This is a genomic window from Ignavibacteriales bacterium (assembly GCA_026390815.1).
Lineage (GTDB): Bacteria > Bacteroidota > Ignavibacteria > Ignavibacteriales > SURF-24 > JAPLFH01.
The window spans coordinates 1-25,444 of sequence record JAPLFH010000052.1; the positions used below are offsets into that span (position 1 = coordinate 1).

The 25,444-nt window shown below is 32.5% G+C and carries 16 protein-coding genes and 1 CRISPR repeat array; of the genes, 10 read left to right on the forward strand and 6 right to left on the reverse strand.

From position 1 onward, the window contains the following. Positions 1 to 224: 224 nt before the first annotated feature. The 3 genes from NTX22_15780 to tkt form a co-directional block, all read right to left on the reverse strand. Positions 225 to 1,373, reverse strand: a complete 1,149-nt coding sequence (locus NTX22_15780; GenBank protein MCX6151985.1) for a DUF5009 domain-containing protein — start codon at positions 1,371 to 1,373, stop codon at positions 225 to 227. A gap of 110 nt (positions 1,374 to 1,483) precedes the next feature. Continuing rightward, positions 1,484 to 2,143 carry a DedA family protein gene (locus NTX22_15785; GenBank protein MCX6151986.1) on the reverse strand — a complete coding sequence of 220 codons (660 nt, stop codon included), beginning with the start codon at positions 2,141 to 2,143 and terminating at the stop codon, positions 1,484 to 1,486. A 58-nt stretch (positions 2,144 to 2,201) separates the two neighbouring features. Further along, on the reverse strand, positions 2,202 to 4,223 hold the full coding sequence (tkt, locus tag NTX22_15790) for a transketolase (protein MCX6151987.1): 2,022 nt from the start codon (positions 4,221 to 4,223) through the stop codon (positions 2,202 to 2,204). Positions 4,224 to 4,538: 315 nt separating this feature from the next. Here tkt and NTX22_15795 point away from each other — a divergent pair, with 315 nt between their 5' ends. Then, positions 4,539 to 6,743 (forward strand): T9SS type A sorting domain-containing protein, encoded by a 2,205-nt coding sequence (locus NTX22_15795; protein ID MCX6151988.1) that lies wholly within the window; start codon positions 4,539 to 4,541, stop codon positions 6,741 to 6,743. Between the two features lie 71 nt (positions 6,744 to 6,814). Here NTX22_15795 and NTX22_15800 read toward each other — a convergent pair whose 3' ends face one another. The 3 genes from NTX22_15800 to fumC all read right to left on the reverse strand — a co-directional run bounded on the left by NTX22_15800 (position 6,815) and on the right by fumC (position 9,272). Beyond that, positions 6,815 to 7,147 carry a hypothetical protein gene (locus NTX22_15800; protein ID MCX6151989.1) on the reverse strand — a complete coding sequence of 111 codons (333 nt, stop codon included), beginning with the start codon at positions 7,145 to 7,147 and terminating at the stop codon, positions 6,815 to 6,817. Beyond that, positions 7,140 to 7,811 (reverse strand): hypothetical protein, encoded by a 672-nt coding sequence (locus tag NTX22_15805; GenBank protein ID MCX6151990.1) that lies wholly within the window; start codon positions 7,809 to 7,811, stop codon positions 7,140 to 7,142. Before NTX22_15805 ends, NTX22_15800 begins: the two co-directional genes overlap by 8 nt. A 69-nt stretch (positions 7,812 to 7,880) precedes the next feature. Then, entirely contained in the window at positions 7,881 to 9,272 is a 1,392-nt protein-coding gene (gene fumC, locus NTX22_15810; protein MCX6151991.1) for a class II fumarate hydratase, read from the reverse strand. A gap of 941 nt (positions 9,273 to 10,213) precedes the next feature. Here fumC and NTX22_15815 point away from each other — a divergent pair. From NTX22_15815 to NTX22_15855, 9 genes are all read left to right on the forward strand, one after another. Continuing rightward, positions 10,214 to 10,918, forward strand: a complete 705-nt coding sequence (locus NTX22_15815) for a hypothetical protein (protein MCX6151992.1) — start codon at positions 10,214 to 10,216, stop codon at positions 10,916 to 10,918. A gap of 189 nt (positions 10,919 to 11,107) precedes the next feature. Then, the gene (locus tag NTX22_15820; GenBank protein ID MCX6151993.1) at positions 11,108 to 11,494 is read left to right on the forward strand and encodes an endonuclease domain-containing protein; all 387 of its coding nucleotides are present in this window, start codon (positions 11,108 to 11,110) and stop codon (positions 11,492 to 11,494) included. A 454-nt stretch (positions 11,495 to 11,948) separates the two neighbouring features. Then, positions 11,949 to 16,193, forward strand: coding sequence for a type II CRISPR RNA-guided endonuclease Cas9 (gene cas9 / locus NTX22_15825; protein MCX6151994.1), 4,245 nt, complete (start codon positions 11,949 to 11,951; stop codon positions 16,191 to 16,193). A gap of 65 nt (positions 16,194 to 16,258) precedes the next feature. Next, complete coding sequence (cas1, locus tag NTX22_15830) at positions 16,259 to 17,224, forward strand: type II CRISPR-associated endonuclease Cas1 (protein MCX6151995.1); 966 nt, start codon at positions 16,259 to 16,261, stop codon at positions 17,222 to 17,224. Between the two features lie 130 nt (positions 17,225 to 17,354). Continuing rightward, the gene (gene tnpA / locus NTX22_15835; protein ID MCX6151996.1) at positions 17,355 to 17,810 is read left to right on the forward strand and encodes an IS200/IS605 family transposase; all 456 of its coding nucleotides are present in this window, start codon (positions 17,355 to 17,357) and stop codon (positions 17,808 to 17,810) included. 114 nt (positions 17,811 to 17,924) lie between these two features. Further along, a complete protein-coding gene (gene cas2, locus NTX22_15840; GenBank protein MCX6151997.1) occupies positions 17,925 to 18,254 on the forward strand; it encodes a CRISPR-associated endonuclease Cas2 in 330 nt (109 codons plus the stop codon). Positions 18,255 to 18,377: 123 nt separating this feature from the next. Beyond that, positions 18,378 to 22,733: a CRISPR direct-repeat array (repeat unit 34 nt; unit sequence GTTGTTTTAAATATCTTCAAAGAACAATTTGAAA). Between the two features lie 304 nt (positions 22,734 to 23,037). After that, positions 23,038 to 23,502, forward strand: a complete 465-nt coding sequence (locus NTX22_15845) for a mobile mystery protein A (protein ID MCX6151998.1) — start codon at positions 23,038 to 23,040, stop codon at positions 23,500 to 23,502. Next, positions 23,493 to 24,089 (forward strand): mobile mystery protein B, encoded by a 597-nt coding sequence (locus tag NTX22_15850; GenBank protein ID MCX6151999.1) that lies wholly within the window; start codon positions 23,493 to 23,495, stop codon positions 24,087 to 24,089. Before NTX22_15845 ends, NTX22_15850 begins: the two co-directional genes overlap by 10 nt. A 507-nt stretch (positions 24,090 to 24,596) precedes the next feature. Next, positions 24,597 to 25,001, forward strand: coding sequence for a DUF3800 domain-containing protein (locus NTX22_15855; GenBank protein ID MCX6152000.1), 405 nt, complete (start codon positions 24,597 to 24,599; stop codon positions 24,999 to 25,001). Positions 25,002 to 25,444: the final 443 nt, after the last annotated feature.

Below are 25,444 nucleotides of genomic sequence, written 5' to 3' on the forward strand. Positions count from 1 at the left end.
CAACAGCATTGCGAGCTAAATTGTATCTTACTGCAAATCGTGCAGCTTTTAATCAACTGGAAAATCTCAAAGTTTCTTTCGCTATGAAATTCTAAAAAATATAACTATACGCATCGGGTTGCGTAAGGTGAGTTATTAATATAAAAAAATCCCTCCATTTTAAAACAGAGGGATTGAAATTTATACCAATTCCGTTAGAATGATTGGTTTAAATAATCTAACAATCAAACTTTAATGAAAATCTTCTTCGCATAAAAGATCCACATTATTCCAAGCCAAAACAATACATACGTAACAGCAAATGCTAAAGATGCGTTTATTGGAGCAAGCCAGGAAATAAACAGATTATTATATAGAAAAGTCTTAAGCGCAATTTCATTTCCAGCGGCATCGGTTAGTTTAATTAAGTTTAGCAATCGAGCCATAATTCCTGACAGGAAATAAACTGTTATCGCATTCGTTCCATAAACTAAAAACGGTTTTGTCCACCAGCTATAACCTTTAACATCAATTAAATAGTAGCACATTGCTAAAATAATCAATGCCATTCCACCAGAATAAATTACGTATGAGCTTGTCCAGAGCTGTTTGTTAATCGGGAACCACATATCCCAGAACATTGAAATGAAAACAGCAAAATTTCCAACAACAAACATCCAGACAGTTTTTGTAGTTTTATCATCTTTAGAAGTAAGGATGTAATGACCGGTAAGTATACCAAAGATACCAGTGGAAATTGCAGGAAGAGTGCTTAGAAGTCCTTCAGGATCCCAACATCCCGGAGGAAACATACCGGTAGGATCAACGGCGGCTCTCCAAAGATGTCCGCCAAAAATCAATCGATCTAACCATGCCCCCAGATTTGTTGCTTGACCAAGACTTGAATACCCAACGCCTGGTACTGGAATCAAAGTCATAATTGCCCAATATGCAAAAAGTATAACAAAAGCTATAATAGCCTGAGTTTTGATATTTGCTTTGAGAAAAAGAAAAGAAGTAATGCAATAAACAATTGCAATTCTTTGGAGCACTCCGGGAATTCTTATTATTGTTAGATCGAAGATTGGAAATCCTGCTAATATTAATCCAAGTACAAATATTATTACAGAGCGTTTAATAATTTGTAAATATAATTTAGTTGGGTTGTCTCCTCTTTCCTTTCTTTTAGTTAATGAAAGTGTAATCGCAATACCAACTATGAAAAGAAAGAAGGGGAAAATCAAATCAGTTGGAGTAACTCCGTGCCACTTAGCGTGTCCAAGTGCGCCATACAGATGTCCCCACTCGCCAGGATTATTAACCATAATCATTCCGGCAATTGTAATTCCCCTAAAGACATCAAGAGAAAGCAAACGTTTAGAAGTTGTTTCCATAATCAAGCCTATTGTTTAATTCAATAATAAAATTTCCAAAAATATTTTGGAACCAAGATTATTTATTTAAGAACTTTCAATTTCCTCAATTTAAATGATATATTTTTGCTCTAATTTTTTATATTATTTTGTGGAGAAGAAAATTTTGATTTCAGATATCCAATTATTCCGGGTAATGTAGAAATAAAAATAATTGCTAAAATGACCAAAGAAAAATTATTTCTAACAAATGGAAGATTGCCGAAAAAATAACCGGCAATTACAAACGAAATGACCCACAAAATTCCACCAACAACATTATAAACAATAAAATGTAAATACGTCATACTTCCAATTCCGGCAACAAACGGGGCAAAGGATCTAATGATTGGAATAAACCTTGCGATTATTATTGTTTTGCCACCATGTCTTTCATAAAATTCATGTGTTTTTTGCAGATGTTCTTTTTTTAGAAATTTAATTTTTTCTTTAGCGAATATTTTGGGACCAATAAAATCTCCAATCCAATAATTCACTGTATCTCCCGCGATGGCAGCAATGCATAGTATTAGGATTAATATTACCAGGTTAAAAGCACCTATTGCGGCAAAAGTACCAGCAGCAAATAACAGCGAGTCACCGGGCAAAAAAGGGGTTAATACAAATCCAGTCTCAGCAAATATTACTATAAATAGAATTACGTAGCTCCACGCATTGTATTGTGCAATTATTTCTTTTAAATGAACATCTATATGAAGAACAAAGTCAAAAAACTGGGAAATGAGTTCCAAAAATTCTCCGTTGAAATTACTTAAGTAAATAAAAATAAATTGAAATCAGATTTAACTATCATACTTTTAACGCATTCAAAACTTTCTTTGCTACAATGGAAATATTATCCGGAGTAAAACCAAACTTTTCCATCAAAACATTTGCCGGAGCAGATGCTCCAAATCGCTCAAGACTGATTGATTCACCACTATCGCCAATATATTTTTCCCATCCCATTTTAATACCGGCTTCAATTGATACACGCGCTTTTACTTCCGGTGGTAAAACTGTATCCCTATATTCTTTGGATTGCATTTCAAATAATTCCCAGGATGGAAAACTAACTACACGAACTTTAATTCCATCAGCGAACAATAATTTTTCTGATGCAAGAGTTGCATGCAGTTCTGATCCGGAAGCCATTAAAATCAAATCCGGTGTTTCAATACAATCCTTTACAATGTATGCACCTTTTAAAAGATTGGTTGCTGAAGGATATTTAGTTTGATCCAGAACCGGAAGATCCTGTCTTGAAAAAATTAATGCAATCGGGCTACCTTGATGTTCTATCGCCATTTGCCAGGCAACAGAAGTTTCATTTGCATCGGCGGGACGAATTACAATTAGTTTTGGTATTGCTCTTAATGATGCTAATTGTTCGACTGGTTGATGTGTTGGTCCGTCTTCACCAAGACCAATACTATCGTGTGTAAAAATTAGAATCGGTTTTATACCAGAAATAGCAGCAAGACGAATTGAAGGACGCAGATAATCCGCAAATACAAGAAATGTTGCACCATAAGGTATTACAAATCCATAAGTCGCCAGTCCATTCAGTATCCCAGCCATCGCATGTTCCCTTACTCCAAAATGAAAATTTCTTCCCGAATAATTTTCTGATGAGAAAGCTGGATAATTTTTTAAATAAGTATTATTTGAAGGAGCTAAATCTGCAGAACCACCAATTAAAGTAGGAAGCGATGAAGCAATTGCGTTTAATACAAGTCCAGAAGCAACCCTTGTAGATATTTTTTTCCCATCATCCTGAAATACTGGTAACTTAGATTTCCATTCATTTCCAAAATCTAATCTTGTTAAATCAGAAAATAATTTTGCCTCATTCGGATATTTTTTATTGTAAAGTTCAAGCTTAGAATTCCATTCTGATTCTAATCCAATTCCTTTCGCCTTAAATTGATCAAAATAATCTTTTACCTCATCGGGAATAAAAAATTCCTTCTCACTCTGCCAGCCTAAATTTTTCTTGGTTAATTTTATTTCCTCAGCACCAAGCGGAGAGCCGTGTGCAGAAGATTTATCCTGTTTGTTTGGGCTTCCAAAACCGATGTGCGTGTTACAAATAATAATACTTGGTTTAGATTTTTCATTTTTTGCAGTTGTAATCGCATTGTCTAATTCATTTAAATCATTTACATCTATTACCTGCTGAACATGCCAGTTATATGCTTCAAATCTTTTTCCAACATTTTCAGAAAATGATAGTTTAGTTTCTCCATCAATAGAAATTCCATTATTATCATAAAGTACAATAAGCTTTCCGAGTTTAAGATGCCCTGCAAGCGAAGCAGCTTCGTGAGAAATCCCTTCCATCATATCTCCATCACTTGCAAGTACAAATATATAATGATCAAGAAGCTTTATATCATCTTTATTAAAAAGTGCTGCCAAATATTCCTGTGCGATTGCCATTCCAACGCTATTTGTAAAACCTTGCCCTAATGGACCGGTTGTAGTTTCAACACCAGGAGTTAAATGAAACTCCGGATGCCCGGGTGTAATGCTTCCCCACTGCCTGAAATTTTTAATTTGTTCCAGTGGTAGATTATAACCCGTTAAATGAAGTATGCTGTAAAGTAACATGCTGCCGTGTCCGGCTGATAAGATAAATCTATCGCGGTTATACCAATTTGGATTTACCGGATTGAAGTTCAAATGCCTGGTAAATATGGAATATGCAATTGGAGCACAACCCATAGGTAATCCTGGGTGTCCTGAATTAGCTTTCTGCACGGCATCAACAGAAAGAAATCTAATAGTATTAATACAAAGTTCTTCAATTGGATTTTGATTCTGGGACATTAGCCTTTCCGTATTATCAATAAATTTATCAGTGGTGTAAATATAATTATAACCAAACGTATACCCAATTGAAAAATAAGTTTGTAAAATTTTCAATAAGACGGCTCATTTTTTCACAAAGTTACTCCTTTCTTTCATCTTTTCGTTAAATAAAACATGCTTCAAATTAATTCACTTTATAAAAATGAGTCACATTTATTAGAAAATTTCTTTGTAATTGACCATAAAAAGACTTTTCCATCGTGGTTCAAGTTTTGACCTTTTGTACTGGAATAAAATTCAAAATTATTTTACAAACTATTAAAAGGAGTAAATATGAAATACTATGTTCATACGTTTTTTCTTTTTTTAATTCTATTCATTACGTTCTGCATTCCATCAATAACGGTTGCAGATACTCATTTTGTTTCTACATCAGGAGCAAATAGTCCACCTTACACAAGCTGGGCAGACGCTGCAAGTAACATTCAGGCTGCTGTGGATGTTTCTGTTGACGGTGATCTGATCCTTGTGAAAGATGGAACGTATCTTCTTTTATCTTCATTATCCATTACTAAATCTTTAACCGTTCGGAGCCAGAATGGCACTGCGGTTACAATTATCGATGGAAATCATTCCGTTTGTTGTGTATTTATGAATAACGCAGGAGCAATCCTGGATGGATTTACGATAACACATGGAATGAATTTAGGTGGTTATGGGGGTGGAGTACAATGCGATAATGGAATTATCCAGAATTGTATTATTGAGAACAATGCCTCCAGGGATGGTGGCGGAGTTGCTCTTGATGGTTCCGGTATGGTTATTAATTGTATTATCAGAAACAATACAGCAGATTGGGGTGGCGGAGTACGCTGCTTTAATGGAACAGTTCGGGGTTGTTTAATTACAGAAAATACAGCTACTCCTCACGGTGGTGGGGTAAATATTTGGAGTCGCGGAATTATTCAGAATTGTACGATAACGAATAACACAGCAACTGACGGCGCTGGAATTAGGCTTTGGAATAATGGTATAGTTGAAAACTCAATAATTTCTTTTAATACTGGTAGCAGCAACTATATTATCGATGAAGGACACGGAAACAGCCTTTCATACAGTTGTACAACTCCTGCATACACTGGAACAGGAACTGCCAACATAACTGCAGATCCATTATTTGTTGCGGCTGGTTCAAACGATTATCATTTATCAAGCTCTTCAACTCTTAAAAATGCTGGATTAAATGCTACGTGGATGAACACGGCAATTGATTTAGACGGGCACAGCAGAATTCTTGATGCAACAGTTGATATTGGAGCATATGAATATCAAAGTGTTGTGATAGGCGGACCTGTTCCAATAGCATCCTGGCCTGTTGGAAATCCAACAGAGTACACAAATCCACCAACATTGAGTTGGTACTTAGGAACTTCCGGTGCAGGTTTATCATATGAAATCCAATGTGTAGAAGCAAGTGAAACAATATGGCCTACTAATTATGCAACTTCATCAACAATGTCCTATACTTTTACTTCAGGGCTAACTGCTGGAGTTCAATATACTTGGAGAGTAAGATCTGTTCATGGTGCAGTAAAATCCAATTGGTCTGCTCAAGCATTTTTTACGATGGTAGCAAATACTGCCGGAGTACCAGTTGTTCCAATTGCATCGTGGCCTATTGGAAATCCAACACTGTACACTAACCCACCAACATTGAATTGGTACTTAGGAACCTCCGGTGCAGGTTTATCATATGAAATCCAATGTGTAGAAGCAAGTGAAACTGTATGGCCTACTAATTATGCAACTTCATCAACAATGTCTTATACCTTTACTTCAGGACTAACTGCTGGAGTTCAATATACATGGAGAGTAAGATCTGTTCTTGGTACAGTAAAATCTGACTGGTCAACTCAAGCATTTTTTACTATGGTGGCTGCAAATTCTCCTGTACAACCTATTCCTGGCAGTCCAACAAATTTTGTAACGGTAAATACTGCTTCACCAGAATTATTTTGGTACTTACCAACAGCTAGTTCTGATCAAGAATATGAATTAAGTTATTCTACTTCTTCAGATATGTCTGATGCTGTTTTAATTAATAACATTAATTCGTTGCAGTATAAGTTAGATAACTTGAATAGCGGCGAAACTTACTATTGGGTAGTTCAATCCAAAAAATCTGATGGTAGTACTTCAATTGCATCACAGCAGGGTGCGTTTAAAATTGAAAAAACAACAGACGTAAAGGAATCTAAAAAAATTATTATCCCTGATAAATTTAATCTGTTTCAAAACTATCCTAATCCTTTTAATCCGGAAACAAAAATTGGATTCAGTATAGCCGAAGCAGGGCGGTTTTCTATTAAGGTGTTTAACGTTCTTGGTGAGGAAGTTGCTGTTCTTGTGAACAGAGAATTCTTGCCGGGTACGTATGAAATAAACTTTAATGCGGGAAATTTAGTATCGGGAATATATTTTTATCAATTAAATGGAAGCCAAATAAATATCATTAAGAAAATGATATTAACTAAATAGTTGGTATTCTCAATTCAGTATAATTAATTTCGGAAATGCCATCGCAATTTTTTGTGGTGGCATTTTCCATTTTAATAAGCTCCGATTATTTTACTATCAACAACAGGTGTAACACAAATAAGCGGTTTTTCAGGAAGATTGAATTTTTGAAAAATCTCTTCGAACAATTCAAACTGCTTTCCATGACTTTCGAGTCGGGAAAATTTTCTATACTTCATAAAAAGTCCGAAACGATTTTGCGGCGCTTTAAAGTGTATTGCCTTTTCGAAATCTTGTTTTGCATTTCGTTTTAGAAAATCAATTTTATTTTCGTCATCCCCTTCCTGTTCGTACTCTTTCGCTCTAAATTCAACAACGGAACCATTCTCGATTACAAGATAAATATTCAAGATTGTTTCAATCAACTTTTATTTCCTTTCCTTTATTCTTTAATACAACGTATGAAAAGCAAAGCGCAACAACAAAACCAAGTTTGCACATTATACTTTCAATTAAATCTGTAAATGAAAACGAAATTATAACTCCAACGATAATTGGTACAGTTAAACATATATAGCCAGCAAGAATAATTTTACTCAATTTTAGTTTTTCTTTATCAACTCCATTAATAATCTTCCTGATTAAAAAAACAATCATAGTAAGTATTGGCAGATAATAAAAGAAACCGTAGGCATCACCAAATGGATAATTGTATGTTGCATAAAGTACTGTACATTTTGTAACAACAAACTGATCGATAACAAATGGATAAATGAGAATAAAAATTATTGCAGGAAGAAAAATTAGATAGATGAATTTTGATTGATAATTCCAGTAGCGCAATACTGTTAGCAAACTTAACGGTGGAAGAAAAGTAATATCTGCAAGTGCAATGTAGATAATAAAAGAAGAGTTGCAACCAGCAAAACAAATCAGAAATTCAAGTAGCTGATAAACAGCAAGTAAAATTACCAGCAGGATGGCAAGAATATTTACAACATTTTTTTTCCCAAATACAATCAAATTGATAACAAGAACTGTTTCAAGGCAAGCAATTAAAAGAGAAATTATACCGTCTAAATTTTGCACATAACCCCTTTTACAATTCCTCTCTTTTCTAAAGTTAATAGAAAGGAGAGGAATAATATTTTTAGATAATTAGGCTTTTGGTCCGATCATTTTTTCCGGTCTAACAACTTCATCAAATTTTTCTGAAGTTAGTAATCCAAGCTCAACTACCGCTTCTTTAAGTGTTTTATTTTCTTTATGAGCTTTCTTTGCAACCTTTGCTGCATTGTCATAACCAATGTGCGGATTTAATGCTGTAACAAGCATAAGCGAATTATTCAGATTCTTCTTTATGTTTTCCAGGTTAGCTTGAATACCAACAACACAATTATCTGTAAAACTTTCGCAAGTGTCTGCTAAAAGTCTGATTGATTGAAGTACATTAAAAATCATTACAGGCATATTAACATTCAATTCAAAATTACCAGTTGCACCAGCAATATTAATAGTTACATCGTTTCCAAATACCTGAGCGCAAACCATAACCATTGCTTCGGATTGAGTTGGATTAACTTTACCCGGCATAATGGAACTACCTGGTTCATTTTCAGGAAGATTGAGCTCACCAATTCCACAGCGAGGTCCGGAACCAAGCCAGCGAATATCATTTGCAATTTTCATTAACGAAGCTGCAATAGTTTTAAGAACACCGCTGCATTCAACTAATGCATCGTGCCCAGCCAATGCTTCAAACTTATTTCGAGCGGAATGAAATGGTTTACCGGTTAAATTAGAAATTTCTTTCGCTGCTCTTTCAGCAAACTCCGGATGTGTATTCAATCCAGTACCAACAGCAGTTCCACCAAGTGCCAATTCATACAACCGTGGCAGGCAGCAGCTTACTCTTTCTAATCCAATTTTTACCTGCTGCATATAACCGGAAAATTCCTGACCTAAGGTTAACGGAGTTGCATCCATCAAATGCGTTCTTCCAATTTTAATTATATCCTGAAATTCAACCGCTTTGGAAGCAAGCGCTTCATAAAGTTTATTCATCATAGGAATAAGTCTTCGGTGTATTTCTTCAACTGTGGCAACGCTCATTGCTGTTGGAAATGCATCATTAGTTGATTGTGCTTTGTTCACATCATCATTTGGATGAATTGGTTTTTTACTGCCAAGAACACCGCCGGCAATTTCTATTGCTCGATTTGAAATAACTTCATTAGTGTTCATGTTAGATTGAGTACCACTTCCTGTTTGCCAAACAACAAGCGGAAAATGATCATCAAGTTTTCCTTCAATCACTTCATCAGCAGCTTTAAGAATTAATTCTGCTTTCTCTTGTGGTAGCAATCCTAAATCCCTGTTTACAATTGCTGCAGCTTTTTTAACAATACCAAGCGCTCTTATCATTTCGCGCGGGAATCGTTCCCCTCCGATTTTAAAATTCATAAGTGATCTGGCAGTTTGAGCTCCATAGTATTTGTTTGATGGAACCTGAATTTGTCCCATACTATCGGTTTCAATTCTAAAATCCATTTTTTCCTCCTGGTGTTGAAGTCTTTTTTTCTTTGCTACAAGATAAAAACTTAAAACAAGAAATGGAAGAAGGAAATTGGGAAGCAGGACGGAAAATGGATGATGAATAATGCATAATGTATAATGTATAATTTATAATGGAGAAGAACGATGATAGAAAAATTTAAGCGAAGATGGGAATAAAAATATTAGCAAGTCTTGACTTTGATAAAATAATAGATTAAAATGCAAACGGGTACAACAGACTATTCCTTAAAATGACTAATTATTTAATTTTAATAGATTGAACGGATGGAATAGAAAAAAATATTCCATTCATAAATTGTTAATAAAGTAATAACAACTTAATGAAAAGTTACCGGGTAAAATAAATTAGCGCTTCCCTTGCGGCGGGGAGTTACAGACATAAAAATTTATTACATCAAAATTAACAAATGGTTTTAATAAACAGTAATTAAGAAAACACAAATTTTATTTTATTTGCTTCTTATATATTCTTGTTTATTAGGATTCCATTTTTAGTTTTTAGATAAATAGCTAAACTTATTAATAACCAGTGTTGGGATATTTATTTTACATTTTTAGTAATGCTATACTCTTTTTCAGTTATGATCTAAAAACATTTAGTAATGGAAGCGCAAATTTTAGTAGTCGATATTAAAAATATAGTTATGAGAAAAAATATTCAGTAATGAGACAGGCGAAACCAGTAATGAAACAGAAGATTCCAGTAATCAGATAATGAGATGTAGTTATTACATACAAAATTGTAGTAATGGCAGATTGATACGTAGTAATGGCAGAAACAAGTGTAGTAATTGATTAAATTAGTAGATAAATGCCCAATATTGATTAAAAATAAAGGAAATAGCATAAGGAAAAGTTAATTATTGTCCTTGTAAATAAATAAATATCTCATTTTTAAACAAAGGGAGTGGAAAATGAACAACTATCAAACAAACCTCTACCGGATGTTTTTAGCTGTGCAAAGTTATTTATTGGCACAAGCAGCAATAACATCAAAAATACCTGCATTTGGAAGAGCAATTACTAAACTGCAGAACAAAGTAAAGGAGATTGAAGATATTGACAGTGGTAAAATAAAAATATCTTCAGGAAAAACAGGCTCAAAAGCTGAACTGAAAAAAGAATTGGCGGAGCACTTATCCAAAGTTGCAAGCGCATTATTTACTTATGCTGATGAGAACAAGATTACAGAGCTTAAAGCACGAGTGGATTACAGCGATTGGGATTTGAAGAAAAAGAAAGATACGGAGCTTGTATCTGTTGCAACTGCAATCCACGCTGATGCTTTGCCTTTGATTAGTTCTCTTGCGGATTTTGGAATAATGCAGGATGAAATTGATCTGCTGGCTGACCTGACCGCTGACTTTAAAGATGCAATAGGTGAATCAGGGAGCACCAAGAGTAAAAAATCCGGCGCAACAAAAGCACTGATTGTTGCATTTAATGAAGCTAAGAAAATTTTAGAAAATGAAGCTGATAAACATGTAAACACCTTAAAGAAAGAGTATCCGAATTTTTATAATGAATATAAAACTGCAAGAGAGATATTAAATTACGGCGGCTCTCATCCGGTAGCAGAGGAAGAAAATAAAACAGATACACCGGCAGAAACAAAATAACGAGCTCAACCCCCTGCCCCTTCTACTGGTATAGGTGTAAAAGGGTTAAAACGAACTCAACCCCTGCCCTGTCTACTGGTATAGGTGTAAAAGGGTTAGAACAAACTCAACCCCTGCCCCTTCTCCCCGCAAGCGGGATCTTCGACTTTGTAAGAGAAGGGGAGCAAGGGGAAGAGTTGAGAAAAATCTATGAGCTTAAATAAAGAAAAAGAACTTAGAGAGATTGCTAAAGTAGTATGCCGGGACTTAAGAAAAAGAAGCACTGAAGCAGAAATAATGTTTTGGAATGTTGTACGCAACAGAAAATATTTAAACAGAAAATTTTACAGGCAGCATCCTATATTTTATGATGTAACTGGAAAAGAATCATTTTTTATTGCTGATTTTTTTTGCTTTGAAGAAAAACTAATAATTGAAGTGGATGGTGCAATACATAAATACCAATTAACTAAAGATGAAGAGAGAAAAACAATTCTTAACTTACTTGGGTTACAGGTAATCCGTTTTACTAATGATGAAATAGAAAATAACCTGAAGCAAGTTCTGGAAAAAGTAAAAAGCAGTTTTAATAAATGAACACAATCCCCTATTAAACGAACTCAACCCCTGCCCCTTCTCCCCGCAAGCGGGATCTTCGACTTTGTAAGAGAAGGGGAGCAAGGGGATGAGTTGAAAAATGTGAAGGATTGGGGATGATTGGTTCAGAAAAATTTGAAATTAAATTTTTATTGTTGATTTAGTTTTATTTTGTTTATTGAAATCTAAAGGAGATAAATAAAATGAAACAAAACGTACAACCATTATTACTTTGTTATACAGTTATATAAATAGTAAGCGTTAATATTTAATATGGGTTTTGTAGAGCAGTAAAATATATGTTAATTAAAGGAAAGGATATTTAAAACAACAATCCCGATTTTCATCGGGACTGCTGTAAATTTTTCACTACGGAATAATCCTTATTGTGATTTGCTTTCAATGTTCGTAAGAAACATAAATATATTTTTAAGAAAAAGCAAAGGAATTTTTTATGAAAACAATTCTTGGACTTGATTTGGGTACGAACTCTATTGGTTGGGCTTTGATAGAAAAAGCAGGAAACAATACTGAACAAGGTGGAAAAATACTTGGAATGGGTTCGAGAATAATACCTATGGGAACAGATAAACTAGATTACGAAAGAGGCATAGGGATAACAAAAAATGCAGATAGAAGAACTGCGCGAACAATTCGCAAAATGAATAAAAGATATAAACTAAGGCGAAATAAACTACTTTTTATTTTGAATGAATTAGGAATGTTACCAGACCAATTTCAATTTAAAAACGGAATACCAGAAGCTATAAGACTACAGTCATTAGAATTACTTCCAATAAAAAAGGGGACATTACAATTAGATTCCTTACAACATTATAGAATGCGAATTAAAGCTCTTGGTAAACTAATAAATGAAGAAGGAGAAAAAGAGAATAGCAAAATAAGTCTGAAAGATTTTGGAAAAATCCTATACCAATTTAACCAGCTTAGAGGTTATGCTGGTGGAAATAATGAAGAAGAAACTAAAAAGAAAAAAACAGATAAAGATGATGAGGAAGCCGATAAGAAGAAGTATGAAGTAATTACTCAAAAAGTACCTATACTGAAAGTTGAAAAATCTGATAGGTCTTTTAAAGTAAAAGGCGGTAAGAATAAAGGACAAGAATTGTTTTATTATGATGTTACAATTTTGTTGGACGACGAAGAAAAAGAAGGATCAACTATGCTTCAAAATTTAGAAGCTGGTAAAGAAGAAGAACTTGAAATAAGAATAAAGCAAACAAAAAAAGGAGAAAATATTATTTTTGCTTTGCCGCAAAAAACTAACTGGCGAAAACAAATGGAGGCAACAGAGGAAACTCTTAAAACAGAAAAATTATTTATTGGGCAATTATTATTAATAGATTTAAAACAAAATAAATGGACAAAAATCAGAAATAGAGTTGTACTAAGACATCAATATCAGAAAGAATTTGATGCTATTTGGGATGAACAAGCAAAGTATTATACAATACTTAATAATTGTCCAAAAGAAAAATTAGAAACAATTATTAATTATTTGTATCCAGGTACCAAGCAAAGTCAAATTGAGTTAAAAAGAGAAGGACTTGAAAAAGGACTTAAACATATTATACGCGATCAAGTGATTTATTATCAACGTCCATTAAAATCACAAACAGAGCTTATAAGCAAATGTAAATTTGAAAGGGATGAAAGAGTTTTACCAAACTCACACCCATTATTCCAAGAATTTAGATGTTGGGATCAAATAAATAGAATGTATATTACTTCAAAAGTGGAGGCTTTTGATAAGAAGAAAAATAAAAACATTTACAAATACTACGACAAGTATTTAACCAATGAACATAAAAATGAAATTTATACACGGCTTCAAAACTATAAGCAAGTTAGCTTTAAAGATGTGGCGAAAATAGTTGACTTAAAGGATGACAAAACAAAATATCTCAATGGCTTAAATCCAAAAGCAAAATTAAAAGGATGTGATACGTTGCTTTCTATAAGAAAAATTTTAGGAAAACAATATGACGTAATAATAGCCAAAGACAACAAAATAATTGAAACGATCTGGGATGCGATATTCAATAACACCGGCAATGAATATGATGAAAAAAGTCCAAAGGTATCAGCATTAATAAATGTTCTGCAAAATGTTATTGATAAAACAATTGCCACAGAATTAGCTTTTAAATTAGCACAAAGCATTAATTACCCTAGAAAGTATTCTAATTTATCAGCCAAAGCAATTAACAACATTTTGCCTTTAATGATTTGTAACCCAGCCAATAATAGTAACACAATAAGAGAAAAATTTGAGAAGATTAAGCATATCATTGATACCGGAGAAATTAATGATGACGATAATATTGAGTCATATATGATTGATTATATCAATAACAATCCAAACATCTTGGAAACTGGAGGAATGATGTATGCCTTTGCTTCCTCGTTAATCTATGGCAAACATACTGTTGATAATGTAAAAACAACTATTACTAATTATCACCAAATTCAATATAATCCAGATAGAAATTTAAGGAACCCGGTTGTTGAACAAATTTCCAACGAAACAATGCAAGTTATAAAAGCATTGTGGAAACAATATAATATCAATACACAAGAGTTAGAGATCCGGGTTGAATTAGCAAGAGAATTAAAAAATAGTGCTGTGGAAAGAGAAAAAATATATAAAGGACAGTTAAATAATCAGAAACAAAATATTTGGATTAAATCACGATTACAAGAGCATAAAATCCCAATTACAGAAGACAATATTTTAAAGTACAAGCTTTACGAACAACAAAAATATATGTCGCCATATTCCGGAGACACTCTAGAGGTATCGTTGTTTGATGAATATGAAATTGATCACATAATACCAAAGACCAGATTATTTGATGATTCCATTTCAAATAAAGTATTGGTTGAAGGTTTTTTAAATAAAGAAAAAAGCAATAGAACAGCTTGGGAATATATTACGCAGCAAACAACCAAATATAAGCTCTGCCCTATTGATGCTTATCTGATAAATGTAAACGATAATTATTTTGGGAAAAAGAAAAGAAACTTATTGCTCGAAAAAATCCCCAATAATTTGGTTGAACGGCAAATAAAGGAGACTCAGTACATTTCTGTAGCAGTAAAGAACGAGTTAGCAAAAATTGTGGGAAGCAATAATGTAAAATCAACAACTGGAGAAGTTACAAGTTTTTTAAGAAGCCGTTGGGGTTTGAAGAAACTATTTATGGAATTGACAGAAGAACGGTTTAAACAAATGGAGCTATGGGATCCATCTAAGCAATGGGTAAAAAAATATTATGATAAAGAAAACGAAAAAAATATTTACGAAATTGAACATTGGAGTAAAAGGTATGACCATCGCCACCATGCAATTGATGCATTAGTTGTTGCTTTGACAGAGCAAAGTCATATTCAGCGCCTTAATAATTTGAATAAGGAATTACAAGATTGGCTTACCAACCACAAAGAGGAAATAAAATTAGAAGTGAAAGAAGGTGAAAGTATTATTGAAGCATTCTTCAATCTGGAAGAAAAACGAAGGATTGAAATCCAAGAAAGCATTGAAAGTTTTAGAAAATTCAATGTGCCTTTTGATGATCTGATAAAACAGGCAAAAGAAAAATTGGAAACAATTATCGTTTCACACAAACCAAAAGATAATTTATTAATTCAATTCAGTGAAAAAACCAAAAAGAAAGAATTGAAAATAAGAGGGGCTTTACATGAAGCTACATTATACGGTAAGCACAACGGACAAGACACAAAAACTGTAAGTATTTCAAATTTATCAGCAAAGGATATTGACAAAATAGTTGATAAATATGTTTTAAGAAAAGAAATCGAAGCACACAGAAATAGAAAAAATGAAAATGGAAAAACTATTTATGAGTCTATGAAAGAAGCTTTTACTGGTGAAGGATTAAAAACTTTTAATGATGAGCGAGTAGCAAATAAAAAACCTCCAGTATATAAAATAAAAATTTACTATAACACCAAAGAACTAAAAGAAAGTTCATTACAAAGACTTTATGAAGACAATGATAAATTAAGTGTAAAAACTGGTGGTAACTATTTATTCCTCGTTATGGGGAAAAACGGAAAGAGAGGAGTTGAAAGAGACTTTGATATTGTTTCTTTGTTTGATGCGGCACAAATTGCAAAAGACGAATGGAAAAATAAAAACCAAAATTTTAAAGAAGTTATTTATGAATATTATTTAAAGAAAAACAACGCCGACAAAGTTCTTTTCACATTACAACAAAATGAACTTGTTTATTTACCTTCAGACATCGATGATCCAGTCTTAGGTTGCTCAACAAATGAAGAGTTTGAAAGATGGGTATCTGAAAAAGAAAATAAAATTAGTTTTGCTAAAAACATTTATAAGGTTGTAAAATTTACAGGGAAAGATTGTTCCTTTATACCACACACATATGCCAACACAATAAGCATTGCAAAGGTTTTAACAGATGACCAAAAAGCAGAGCTTAAAAGAAAGTATGGTGAGAAGAAGATTCCAAAGAGAGAGCTAAACTTTGAAGAATTTGGCTCTTTTGGAACAAGCGCTAAAACTGAAGTCAATGAAGATTTCGTGAAAATTTTATTGGATGATAATCACAAAAAAGAACCAAGAAAAATTCAGGAAACTTGTATAAAATTATACACAGATTGGTTGGGTAATATAAAATTAGCAAATTAGCCAAACCGCTCCAATCCTACCCTTTAATTAAAGTGTATGGATTATAATAACAAAAGGAAAGGAAAATGATTAAACGGACATTATACTTCGGCAATCCGGCTTATCTAAGCAGAAAGGATGAGCAACTTGTAATAAAATTACCTGAAGAAAAGAAAGTTGAGTCGGAAGAAAATAATGATAATGATGAACAAGAGAAAAATGAGAAATATAAAGAGAGGTTGGTTCAAAATACTGTACCCATAGAGGATATTGGAATTGTAATTCTTGATAATCAACAGACAACACTTACACAAGGACTTATTGCCGGACTACTTGAAAATAATGCTGCCTTAATTACCTGCGATAACACTCATCATCCAACCGGAATGCTGCTGACGTTATCAGGAAATAATTTACAAAGTGAAAAGTTTCAGGAGCAGATAGAATCATCAATACCTTTAAGAAAACAATTATGGCAGCAGACCATTACTGCTAAAATAATAAACCAGGCTTCATTATTAAAAAGAAAAAAGGTTCCAGTAAACAATATGTTATTATGGGCAAAGAAGGTACGCTCTGGTGATCCAGATAATTATGAAGGCAGGGCTGCCGCTTATTACTGGGGTAATTTGTTTCCAAAAGAATTAGAATTTAAACGGGATAGATACGGAATGCCGCCGAATAACCTGCTTAATTACGGCTACGCAATTTTAAGGGCTATTATTGCACGTTCATTAGTTGCATCAGGATTATTGCCTACACTTGGCATTCATCATCATAACAAATATAATTCTTATTGTCTTGCAGATGATATAATGGAACCGTTCAGACCTTTTGTTGATGAAATTGTTTGTGCTTTGGTTGAGAACGGAGAGGATTTTTATGAGCTTACTCCTTCTATAAAAAAGCAGCTATTGGAAATTGCCACAAAAGAAATAATTATAAACGGTGAGAAAAGTCCTCTGATGGTTGGAGCTCAACGCACAACATCATCTCTTTCTAAATGTTATGCCGGTGAGCTTAGAAAAATATATTACCCGGAACTTAAATAAATGTACTAAGCTGTTAAAACAGTTAAAGAGCATTCTTATTTTTCCGTTAACGCCTCGATTAATCGAGGTGTTAAAAGAACAAATTAATTAATAGCAAACCGTTTTAACGGTTTAATGTAAGGAGTTAGTTATGTCATTACACTCTTATTCAAAATGCTGGCTTCATTTAATATGGGGAACATTAAACAGAGAAAAGTTTTTACTTACAAGCGAAATAAGAAAGAAAGTATCAGGATATTTAAATGAATATTGTTCCTTGAAAAATATTTATATTAAAAAGAACTATGTTAATAGCGAACATGTACATGCATTAATTAACCTTCCGACAAATCTTTCCATAGAAGAAGTATTGCATTTAATTAAAGGTAGTTCGTCTCATTGGATTAATGAGAACGGATTAATAAAATCAAAATTCTTTTGGAGCCGTGGTTATGCAGCATTATCAGTATCGGAATCGAACGTAGAAAAAACAACAAAATATATTATGAATCAGGCAGTGCATCATAAACTTAAGACTTATACAGAAGAATACGAATCATTCATAAAAGCTTACGGGCTTGAATATTTTAAAGAAGAAAAAAAATAAACTGTTAAAACAGTTAATGCATTAATATGGCTTGTTCTTAACACCTCGATTAATCGAAGTGTTAATGTAATAGATAGATTGACTATCAACCGTTTTGACGGTTTTACAATAAGTATGCGATTTAACGAATATAGAATAATGTGGGTATTAGTTTTTTACGATCTGCCGACCGAAACTAAACAGGAAAGAAAAGCCTTTACGCATTTTAGAAAAGAAATTATGCGGGATGGTTTTACAATGTTCCAGTTTTCAATTTATATAAGGCATTGTTCCAGCCGCGAAAATATGAAGGTACATGTTAAACGTATAAAAAGCCTTTTACCGGAAAAAGGGCATGTTGGCATATTAAGCATAACCGATAAACAATTTGGAATGATGGAAATTTTTTATGGTAAAAATAAAGGGGGTGGATTTATAGAACCTCATCAGCTTGAACTTTTTTAATCCCTTCCTTTCCTCCCTTTATTAAAGGGGAGGATTAAGGAGGGGTTTAAAACAACTAATAGATTTTTTCAATCCTATTTGGATTATTAAGTTCTTTGAAAATAACAATATAACCAAGGGTATGTTGTTTTAAATATCTTCAAAGAACAATTTGAAAGCAAATCACAACTGCCTCGCTCCATATCGCCGCCATCAAATCGTTGTTTTAAATATCTTCAAAGAACAATTTGAAAGCAAATCACAACTTAGAACAGGATCTGATTACTGGATATTTGGTTGTTTTAAATATCTTCAAAGAACAATTTGAAAGCAAATCACAACTTCTTTCTCGTTTTTCAGACACTCATAACAGTTGTTTTAAATATCTTCAAAGAACAATTTGAAAGCAAATCACAACCAAACGCAAGCTATCTTTTTCATTAAATAAGTTGTTTTAAATATCTTCAAAGAACAATTTGAAAGCAAATCACAACTTCGATGCCAGTGTCCCAACTTGCTCCAGAGTTGTTTTAAATATCTTCAAAGAACAATTTGAAAGCAAATCACAACATCTGTATTCGTATCATTACCAGTTCCATCGTTGTTTTAAATATCTTCAAAGAACAATTTGAAAGCAAATCACAACTACCAATGCGGTAAACTGCCATCCGACTCTGTTGTTTTAAATATCTTCAAAGAACAATTTGAAAGCAAATCACAACAATTGCAGAGACTGAAAGCGTAAAGCCCGCGTTGTTTTAAATATCTTCAAAGAACAATTTGAAAGCAAATCACAACATTGCCCGGCGTATGCTTCCACAGTTAGAAGTTGTTTTAAATATCTTCAAAGAACAATTTGAAAGCAAATCACAACGCAGATAAACCTAACGCAGAAATAGTTTATGTTGTTTTAAATATCTTCAAAGAACAATTTGAAAGCAAATCACAACATCAACAAAGGAAGGTTTATCTACTTTTTTGTTGTTTTAAATATCTTCAAAGAACAATTTGAAAGCAAATCACAACCATATTACTAACTTGAATCTTTTTAGTGGAGTTGTTTTATATATCTTCTAAGAACAATTTGAAAGCAAATCACAACGTGTATTGTAAGTTGCTTTAACGCCAGAAAGTTGTTTTAAATATCTTCAAAGAACAATTTGAAAGCAAATCACAACAGAAGTTAATAAGAGGTTATCTATGAAATCGTTGTTTTAAATATCTTCAAAGAACAATTTGAAAGCAAATCACAACAATTATTGATGACTAAAGAAGAACGTGAAGGTTGTTTTAAATATCTTCAAAGAACAATTTGAAAGCAAATCACAACCCGGTACTCTTTTAATCTTTCTTTTGCTTCGTTGTTTTAAATATCTTCAAAGAACAATTTGAAAGCAAATCACAACAGCTACACTGTAAGACTCGTCAATCTCATCGTTGTTTTAAATATCTTCAAAGAACAATTTGAAAGCAAATCACAACTTATTACGGTACTTTGTTGCTGTTGCTTGTGTTGTTTTAAATATCTTCAAAGAACAATTTGAAAGCAAATCACAACATCAGTATGTACAAGCAAAGAAATCCCATTGTTGTTTTAAATATCTTCAAAGAACAATTTGAAAGCAAATCACAACCTAATGCTCCGGTTCCATCGTGTTCTTCCAGTTGTTTTAAATATCTTCAAAGAACAATTTGAAAGCAAATCACAACTTACGATCAATTGATTGACACTCTTCCGTTGTTGTTTTAAATATCTTCAAAGAACAATTTGAAAGCAAATCACAACATGGTTGCTTATGCGCAGAGCGGTGAATCTGTTGTTTTAAATATCTTCAAAGAACAATTTGAAAGCAAATCACAACAGAATCTATAATTTCAACACTGCTATCATCGTTGTTTTAAATATCTTCAAAGAACAATTTGAAAGCAAATCACAACTGGTGAGGAAGTATTTGATTCAACTAATTGTTGTTTTAAATATCTTCAAAGAACAATTTGAAAGCAAATCACAACGACGCAAACGATATAACTCTGCCTAACAATGTTGTTTTAAATATCTTCAAAGAACAATTTGAAAGCAAATCACAACATTGAAAGTGCAAGGTTGATAATCATAATGTTGTTTTAAATATCTTCAAAGAACAATTTGAAAGCAAATCACAACGAAAACACAATTGCGCGGAGCAGCGGCAGGTTGTTTTAAATATCTTCAAAGAACAATTTGAAAGCAAATCACAACATATTTATAAAATAGCGCAATAAAAATTTAGTTGTTTTAAATATCTTCAAAGAACAATTTGAAAGCAAATCACAACAATATATATCTGATGCAAACGATATAACCGTTGTTTTAAATATCTTCAAAGAACAATTTGAAAGCAAATCACAACTAAAATATCGGCTTAATGTTATGCTATTAGTTGTTTTAAATATCTTCAAAGAACAATTTGAAAGCAAATCACAACGCTTCAATAGTTTTGTCTGATAAAGCGATGGTTGTTTTAAATATCTTCAAAGAACAATTTGAAAGCAAATCACAACATATCTAGAACAATCTTTGTAAGAGTATAAGTTGTTTTAAATATCTTCAAAGAACAATTTGAAAGCAAATCACAACAATACTGAGTAACCAAATCCGATAGGATTTGTTGTTTTAAATATCTTCAAAGAACAATTTGAAAGCAAATCACAACGCATTGAGCAAACAATGCAGCCAGTATTTGGTTGTTTTAAATATCTTCAAAGAACAATTTGAAAGCAAATCACAACAGTTTTCATCTTTTTGCGCTTTAGTTTCCAGTTGTTTTAAATATCTTCAAAGAACAATTTGAAAGCAAATCACAACAATCAACAGGTTTATTTGCATTTGGATATTGTTGTTTTAAATATCTTCAAAGAACAATTTGAAAGCAAATCACAACTACCATCTTGAACCTTTGTCGACAAAATCAGTTGTTTTAAATATCTTCAAAGAACAATTTGAAAGCAAATCACAACTAAAGGTATTACGTTGGTATTACCATCGTAGTTGTTTTAAATATCTTCAAAGAACAATTTGAAAGCAAATCACAACACAGCATCTCGAATATCAATAGTTATTCTGGTTGTTTTAAATATCTTCAAAGAACAATTTGAAAGCAAATCACAACACAATTGCTGGATGGGTAACAATAATGTTCGTTGTTTTAAATATCTTCAAAGAACAATTTGAAAGCAAATCACAACGCGCTTGCATAGCGGTATGAATTGCCATCGGTTGTTTTAAATATCTTCAAAGAACAATTTGAAAGCAAATCACAACAACCTCAGAGGTATCTAATGTTAACCCTGCGTTGTTTTAAATATCTTCAAAGAACAATTTGAAAGCAAATCACAACTGCGCATGGACTATTGGTGCATATGTAAGAGTTGTTTTAAATATCTTCAAAGAACAATTTGAAAGCAAATCACAACAAGTTTGGTAAAACAATAATCGCGGTTAAAGTTGTTTTAAATATCTTCAAAGAACAATTTGAAAGCAAATCACAACAAATTGATTCATTCGAGCAGGTAGATAAAGGTTGTTTTAAATATCTTCAAAGAACAATTTGAAAGCAAATCACAACTCAAACGTCATTCTTTAATTGGTCCAATAAGTTGTTTTAAATATCTTCAAAGAACAATTTGAAAGCAAATCACAACGTAATCAGCCATCGTCCGTTTTTACATAAGTTGTTTTAAATATCTTCAAAGAACAATTTGAAAGCAAATCACAACTAAATTGGCCGCAGGTTATGCAGTAGTTAGTTGTTTTAAATATCTTCAAAGAACAATTTGAAAGCAAATCACAACTTACCTGTTTAAAGCCCAGCTTCGCCATTGTTGTTTTAAATATCTTCAAAGAACAATTTGAAAGCAAATCACAACTTGTTTATATAAATTAACACAATTGTAATAGTTGTTTTAAATATCTTCAAAGAACAATTTGAAAGCAAATCACAACTGCTTGGCGGGCATTTATAGACATATTTGTGTTGTTTTAAATATCTTCAAAGAACAATTTGAAAGCAAATCACAACAACGTTATAACGGCGGCTGGACAAAAAGTAGTTGTTTTAAATATCTTCAAAGAACAATTTGAAAGCAAATCACAACAGCGCCATCCTGTAAATTGTATGATCACTTGTTGTTTTAAATATCTTCAAAGAACAATTTGAAAGCAAATCACAACTATCGTCAACACTTACATACAGATCTGTTGGTTGTTTTAAATATCTTCAAAGAACAATTTGAAAGCAAACCACAACTTTGTCAAACTGCTAAAGAACGCTTTTCCGTTGTTTTAAATATCTTCAAAGAACAAATTGAAATCAAACCACAACGGTATGAACGTTGTATTGTCATATAAATATGTTGTTTTAAATATCTTCAAAGAACAAATTGAAAGCAAATCACAACTTCTTCATCAGTTTGATATTTGAAAGCGTGTTGTTTTAAATATCTTCAAAGAACAAATTGAAAGCAAAAATAATCATTAATTTTATTAAACAAAACTGTCCTTGAAATAACATAAAACCATACAAATTCAGTGGCACTTATTTTTCTATTTTAAAATCAGCCTAACAATATCCTGGTAATTAAAATCCAGTTTTCAAACAATGATGAAATCTTTTTATATAGATTTCATCTTTATAAAACAAAAGTTAATTACACTAAATATTAAGGAATATTGAAAGCATTAAAATAAGGTTATACCCTAATTTATTATTTGGAATAATAAGGGTATAACCTTAGATTTGTATTGTAAAATTAAGGGTATAACCTAATGAAAGACTTAAATAAAAAATTAATGATTGAACAATTAGATAGAAAGTTCGAAAAACTGGCTGTATTGAAAGATTTGGAAATTTCGCCTAAGGGTTGGATAAATGCTATTCGAACCGGATTAAATATGTCCCTGGTTCAACTTGCTAAACGGCTTAAAATAACTTCTGTTTCGGTTAAAGAGATTGAACAACGCGAAATAGACAAAGGTATTTCACTTAAAAAATTAACGGAAGTAGCTGAGGTGCTCAATTGCCATTTTGTTTATGCATTTATTCCTAAAGATGGATCATTGACAAAGATGATTGAAAAACGTGCGTTTGAAGTTGCTAAAGAAATTGTTCTTAGAACTTCGCACACAATGAAGCTTGAAGACCAGGAAAATTCTGAAGAGAGAATTATAAAAGCTATTGCAGACAGAGCAGAAAAAATTAAAAACGAAATGCCGAAGTATTTATGGGATTAGACTTCGATTATTCTGAAGGACAAACTCCTCTTGATGAAGATGAGAAGGAAGGATTACTAATTCCTACAGTAACTACCCGTGGTGAACTGGATGAGTTTGAACAGCTTGGGGTTGAAAAAGCAAATGAATGGCTATTAGCCAGAAAGTTAAGTGTCAATAAAATCCTTACAGAAGAATTTGTGAAAGATTTACACAAAAGAATGTTCAGCGATATATGGGAATGGGCTGGTGAATTCAGAAAGACAAATAAGAATATTGGTGTTGATAAAATTATGATTGGGATAGAATTAAAAAATATTCTTGATGATTGTAACTGCTGGATTGAAAATAAAGTTTTGCCCGAAGATGAAATTGCTGTGCGATTAAGTCATCGTATGGTATCAATTCATCCATTTGCAAACGGCAATGGGAGGCATTCTCGTTTAATGGCAGATGTGTTAATTAATAAAGGATTCGGCAAATCATATTTTACATGGGGCAGTCAAAGTCTTACAAAAGAAAGTGAAGCACGAAGCGCATACATAAAAGCACTTAGAGAGGCAGATAATCTGGATTATAAATCCTTAATTAAATTTGCGCGTTCATAAAATATACTTATAGAAAAAGTAAATGAATTAATGCGTTTGAGTAATGTCCCTGAAGAAAAGCTAACCAAAGAAAATAAATAGTAAAATGAAAAAGCAATCGATTATAATTTCTGTTGCTGCAGTTCGCTAATAATGCAATTTATCCATACGCTAAAAAAGTGCATGTAATTAAAATCTTCCCAAACAAAACTGTCCGTAAACTGTCCGTGAAATTGCATATAACCATACAAATTCAGTGCAGTAATATTTTAAATACAGCTTAAAATCGCAATATTCTACTCTTTAAATCTGAATTGCATTCAAGAGGTCAGGGATTAATTAAAAGGTACTTCTTTTAACCTCAAAACTCTTTGCGTACTTTGCGATTCCTCTGCGTGCTTTGCGTTTAAACTCCATTCGAAATATTGTTTAACAAAGATATTAGAGAGAACTTCCTGGAATCTATTTTCAGCTCTTGTTGCTGACTCTAATTTTAAATTAATGGTTTCGGTCATTCAAAAGGAAAAATTGAAGAAACAGTATATCAAACCATATAATCCATACGAGCTTTCATTAAAATTTATTTTGGAAAGATTAGTTATTCTGCTAAGAGCTGCGAAACAGGAAAAAGTCCGTATTATAGCAGAGTCACGTGGTGAAAAAGAAGATAACGAACTAAAACTAAGTTTTTATGAGATTATTCAGAAGGGAACTGAAAGGATTCCAAAAACAGAATTTCAATCAAGAAAATTTATACTTTCTTTTCTCCCTAAATCAATGAATATAATAGGAACTCAAATAGCCGATTTATGTGGCTATCCAATAGGCCGTTATATTTTGAACCCACATAAAGAGAATAAAGCATATGAAGTGATTAAGCGAAAAATTATGGAAAAGTTAAATGGATGGAACTGTTTCAAAGTTTTCCCGTAAAAAGCAAAAGGCTCCGAAATTCATCAGAGCCCTTCACCGACCGGGAATTCCCAGTCCCTTTTAAACTTGAGTGTAATATATATTTATTATCTAAACAAAACAATAAAAAGTTTAGTTATTGTGATTTATAAAATTGGAAATAGTAATATTTTGGATTTACCTAAAGTAGGTTTTCTTTGCTCCCGTAAAATTCCAGTTGATATAATTCTTAAAACTTACGATTGGGCAATAGAACAAAGAGAGAAAGGTATATGTGTAATATCAGGATTCCATTCAAAGATAGAAAAAGATGTTTTTCATTTCTCCTGTTTTCCGCACTTTTTTTAAACAAGCGAAAAAGTTTAGTATTTGATACAGAAACAAAAGAATATTACCTATCTTGGGTGTCCCAAAATTAAAAATGGCTATGTTCGTAAGAAAAAAGAAAAATAAAAGCGGAACTA

Excerpts from the sequence above, each read along its gene's own strand:
- tkt (MCX6151987.1), bottom strand. The coding sequence starts at position 4,223 with ATGTCCCAGAATCAAAATCCAATTGAAGAACTTTGTATTAATACTATT.
- NTX22_15820 (MCX6151993.1), top strand. The coding sequence starts at position 11,108 with ATGAGCTTAAATAAAGAAAAAGAACTTAGAGAGATTGCTAAAGTAGTA.
- cas2 (MCX6151997.1), top strand. The coding sequence starts at position 17,925 with ATGCGATTTAACGAATATAGAATAATGTGGGTATTAGTTTTTTACGAT.
- cas9 (MCX6151994.1), top strand. The coding sequence starts at position 11,949 with ATGAAAACAATTCTTGGACTTGATTTGGGTACGAACTCTATTGGTTGG.
- NTX22_15850 (MCX6151999.1), top strand. The coding sequence starts at position 23,493 with ATGGGATTAGACTTCGATTATTCTGAAGGACAAACTCCTCTTGATGAA.
- tnpA (MCX6151996.1), top strand. The coding sequence starts at position 17,355 with ATGTCATTACACTCTTATTCAAAATGCTGGCTTCATTTAATATGGGGA.
- fumC (MCX6151991.1), bottom strand. The coding sequence starts at position 9,272 with ATGGATTTTAGAATTGAAACCGATAGTATGGGACAAATTCAGGTTCCA.
- NTX22_15780 (MCX6151985.1), bottom strand. The coding sequence starts at position 1,373 with ATGGAAACAACTTCTAAACGTTTGCTTTCTCTTGATGTCTTTAGGGGA.
- NTX22_15845 (MCX6151998.1), top strand. The coding sequence starts at position 23,038 with ATGAAAGACTTAAATAAAAAATTAATGATTGAACAATTAGATAGAAAG.
- NTX22_15795 (MCX6151988.1), top strand. The coding sequence starts at position 4,539 with ATGAAATACTATGTTCATACGTTTTTTCTTTTTTTAATTCTATTCATT.
- cas1 (MCX6151995.1), top strand. The coding sequence starts at position 16,259 with ATGATTAAACGGACATTATACTTCGGCAATCCGGCTTATCTAAGCAGA.
- NTX22_15815 (MCX6151992.1), top strand. The coding sequence starts at position 10,214 with ATGAACAACTATCAAACAAACCTCTACCGGATGTTTTTAGCTGTGCAA.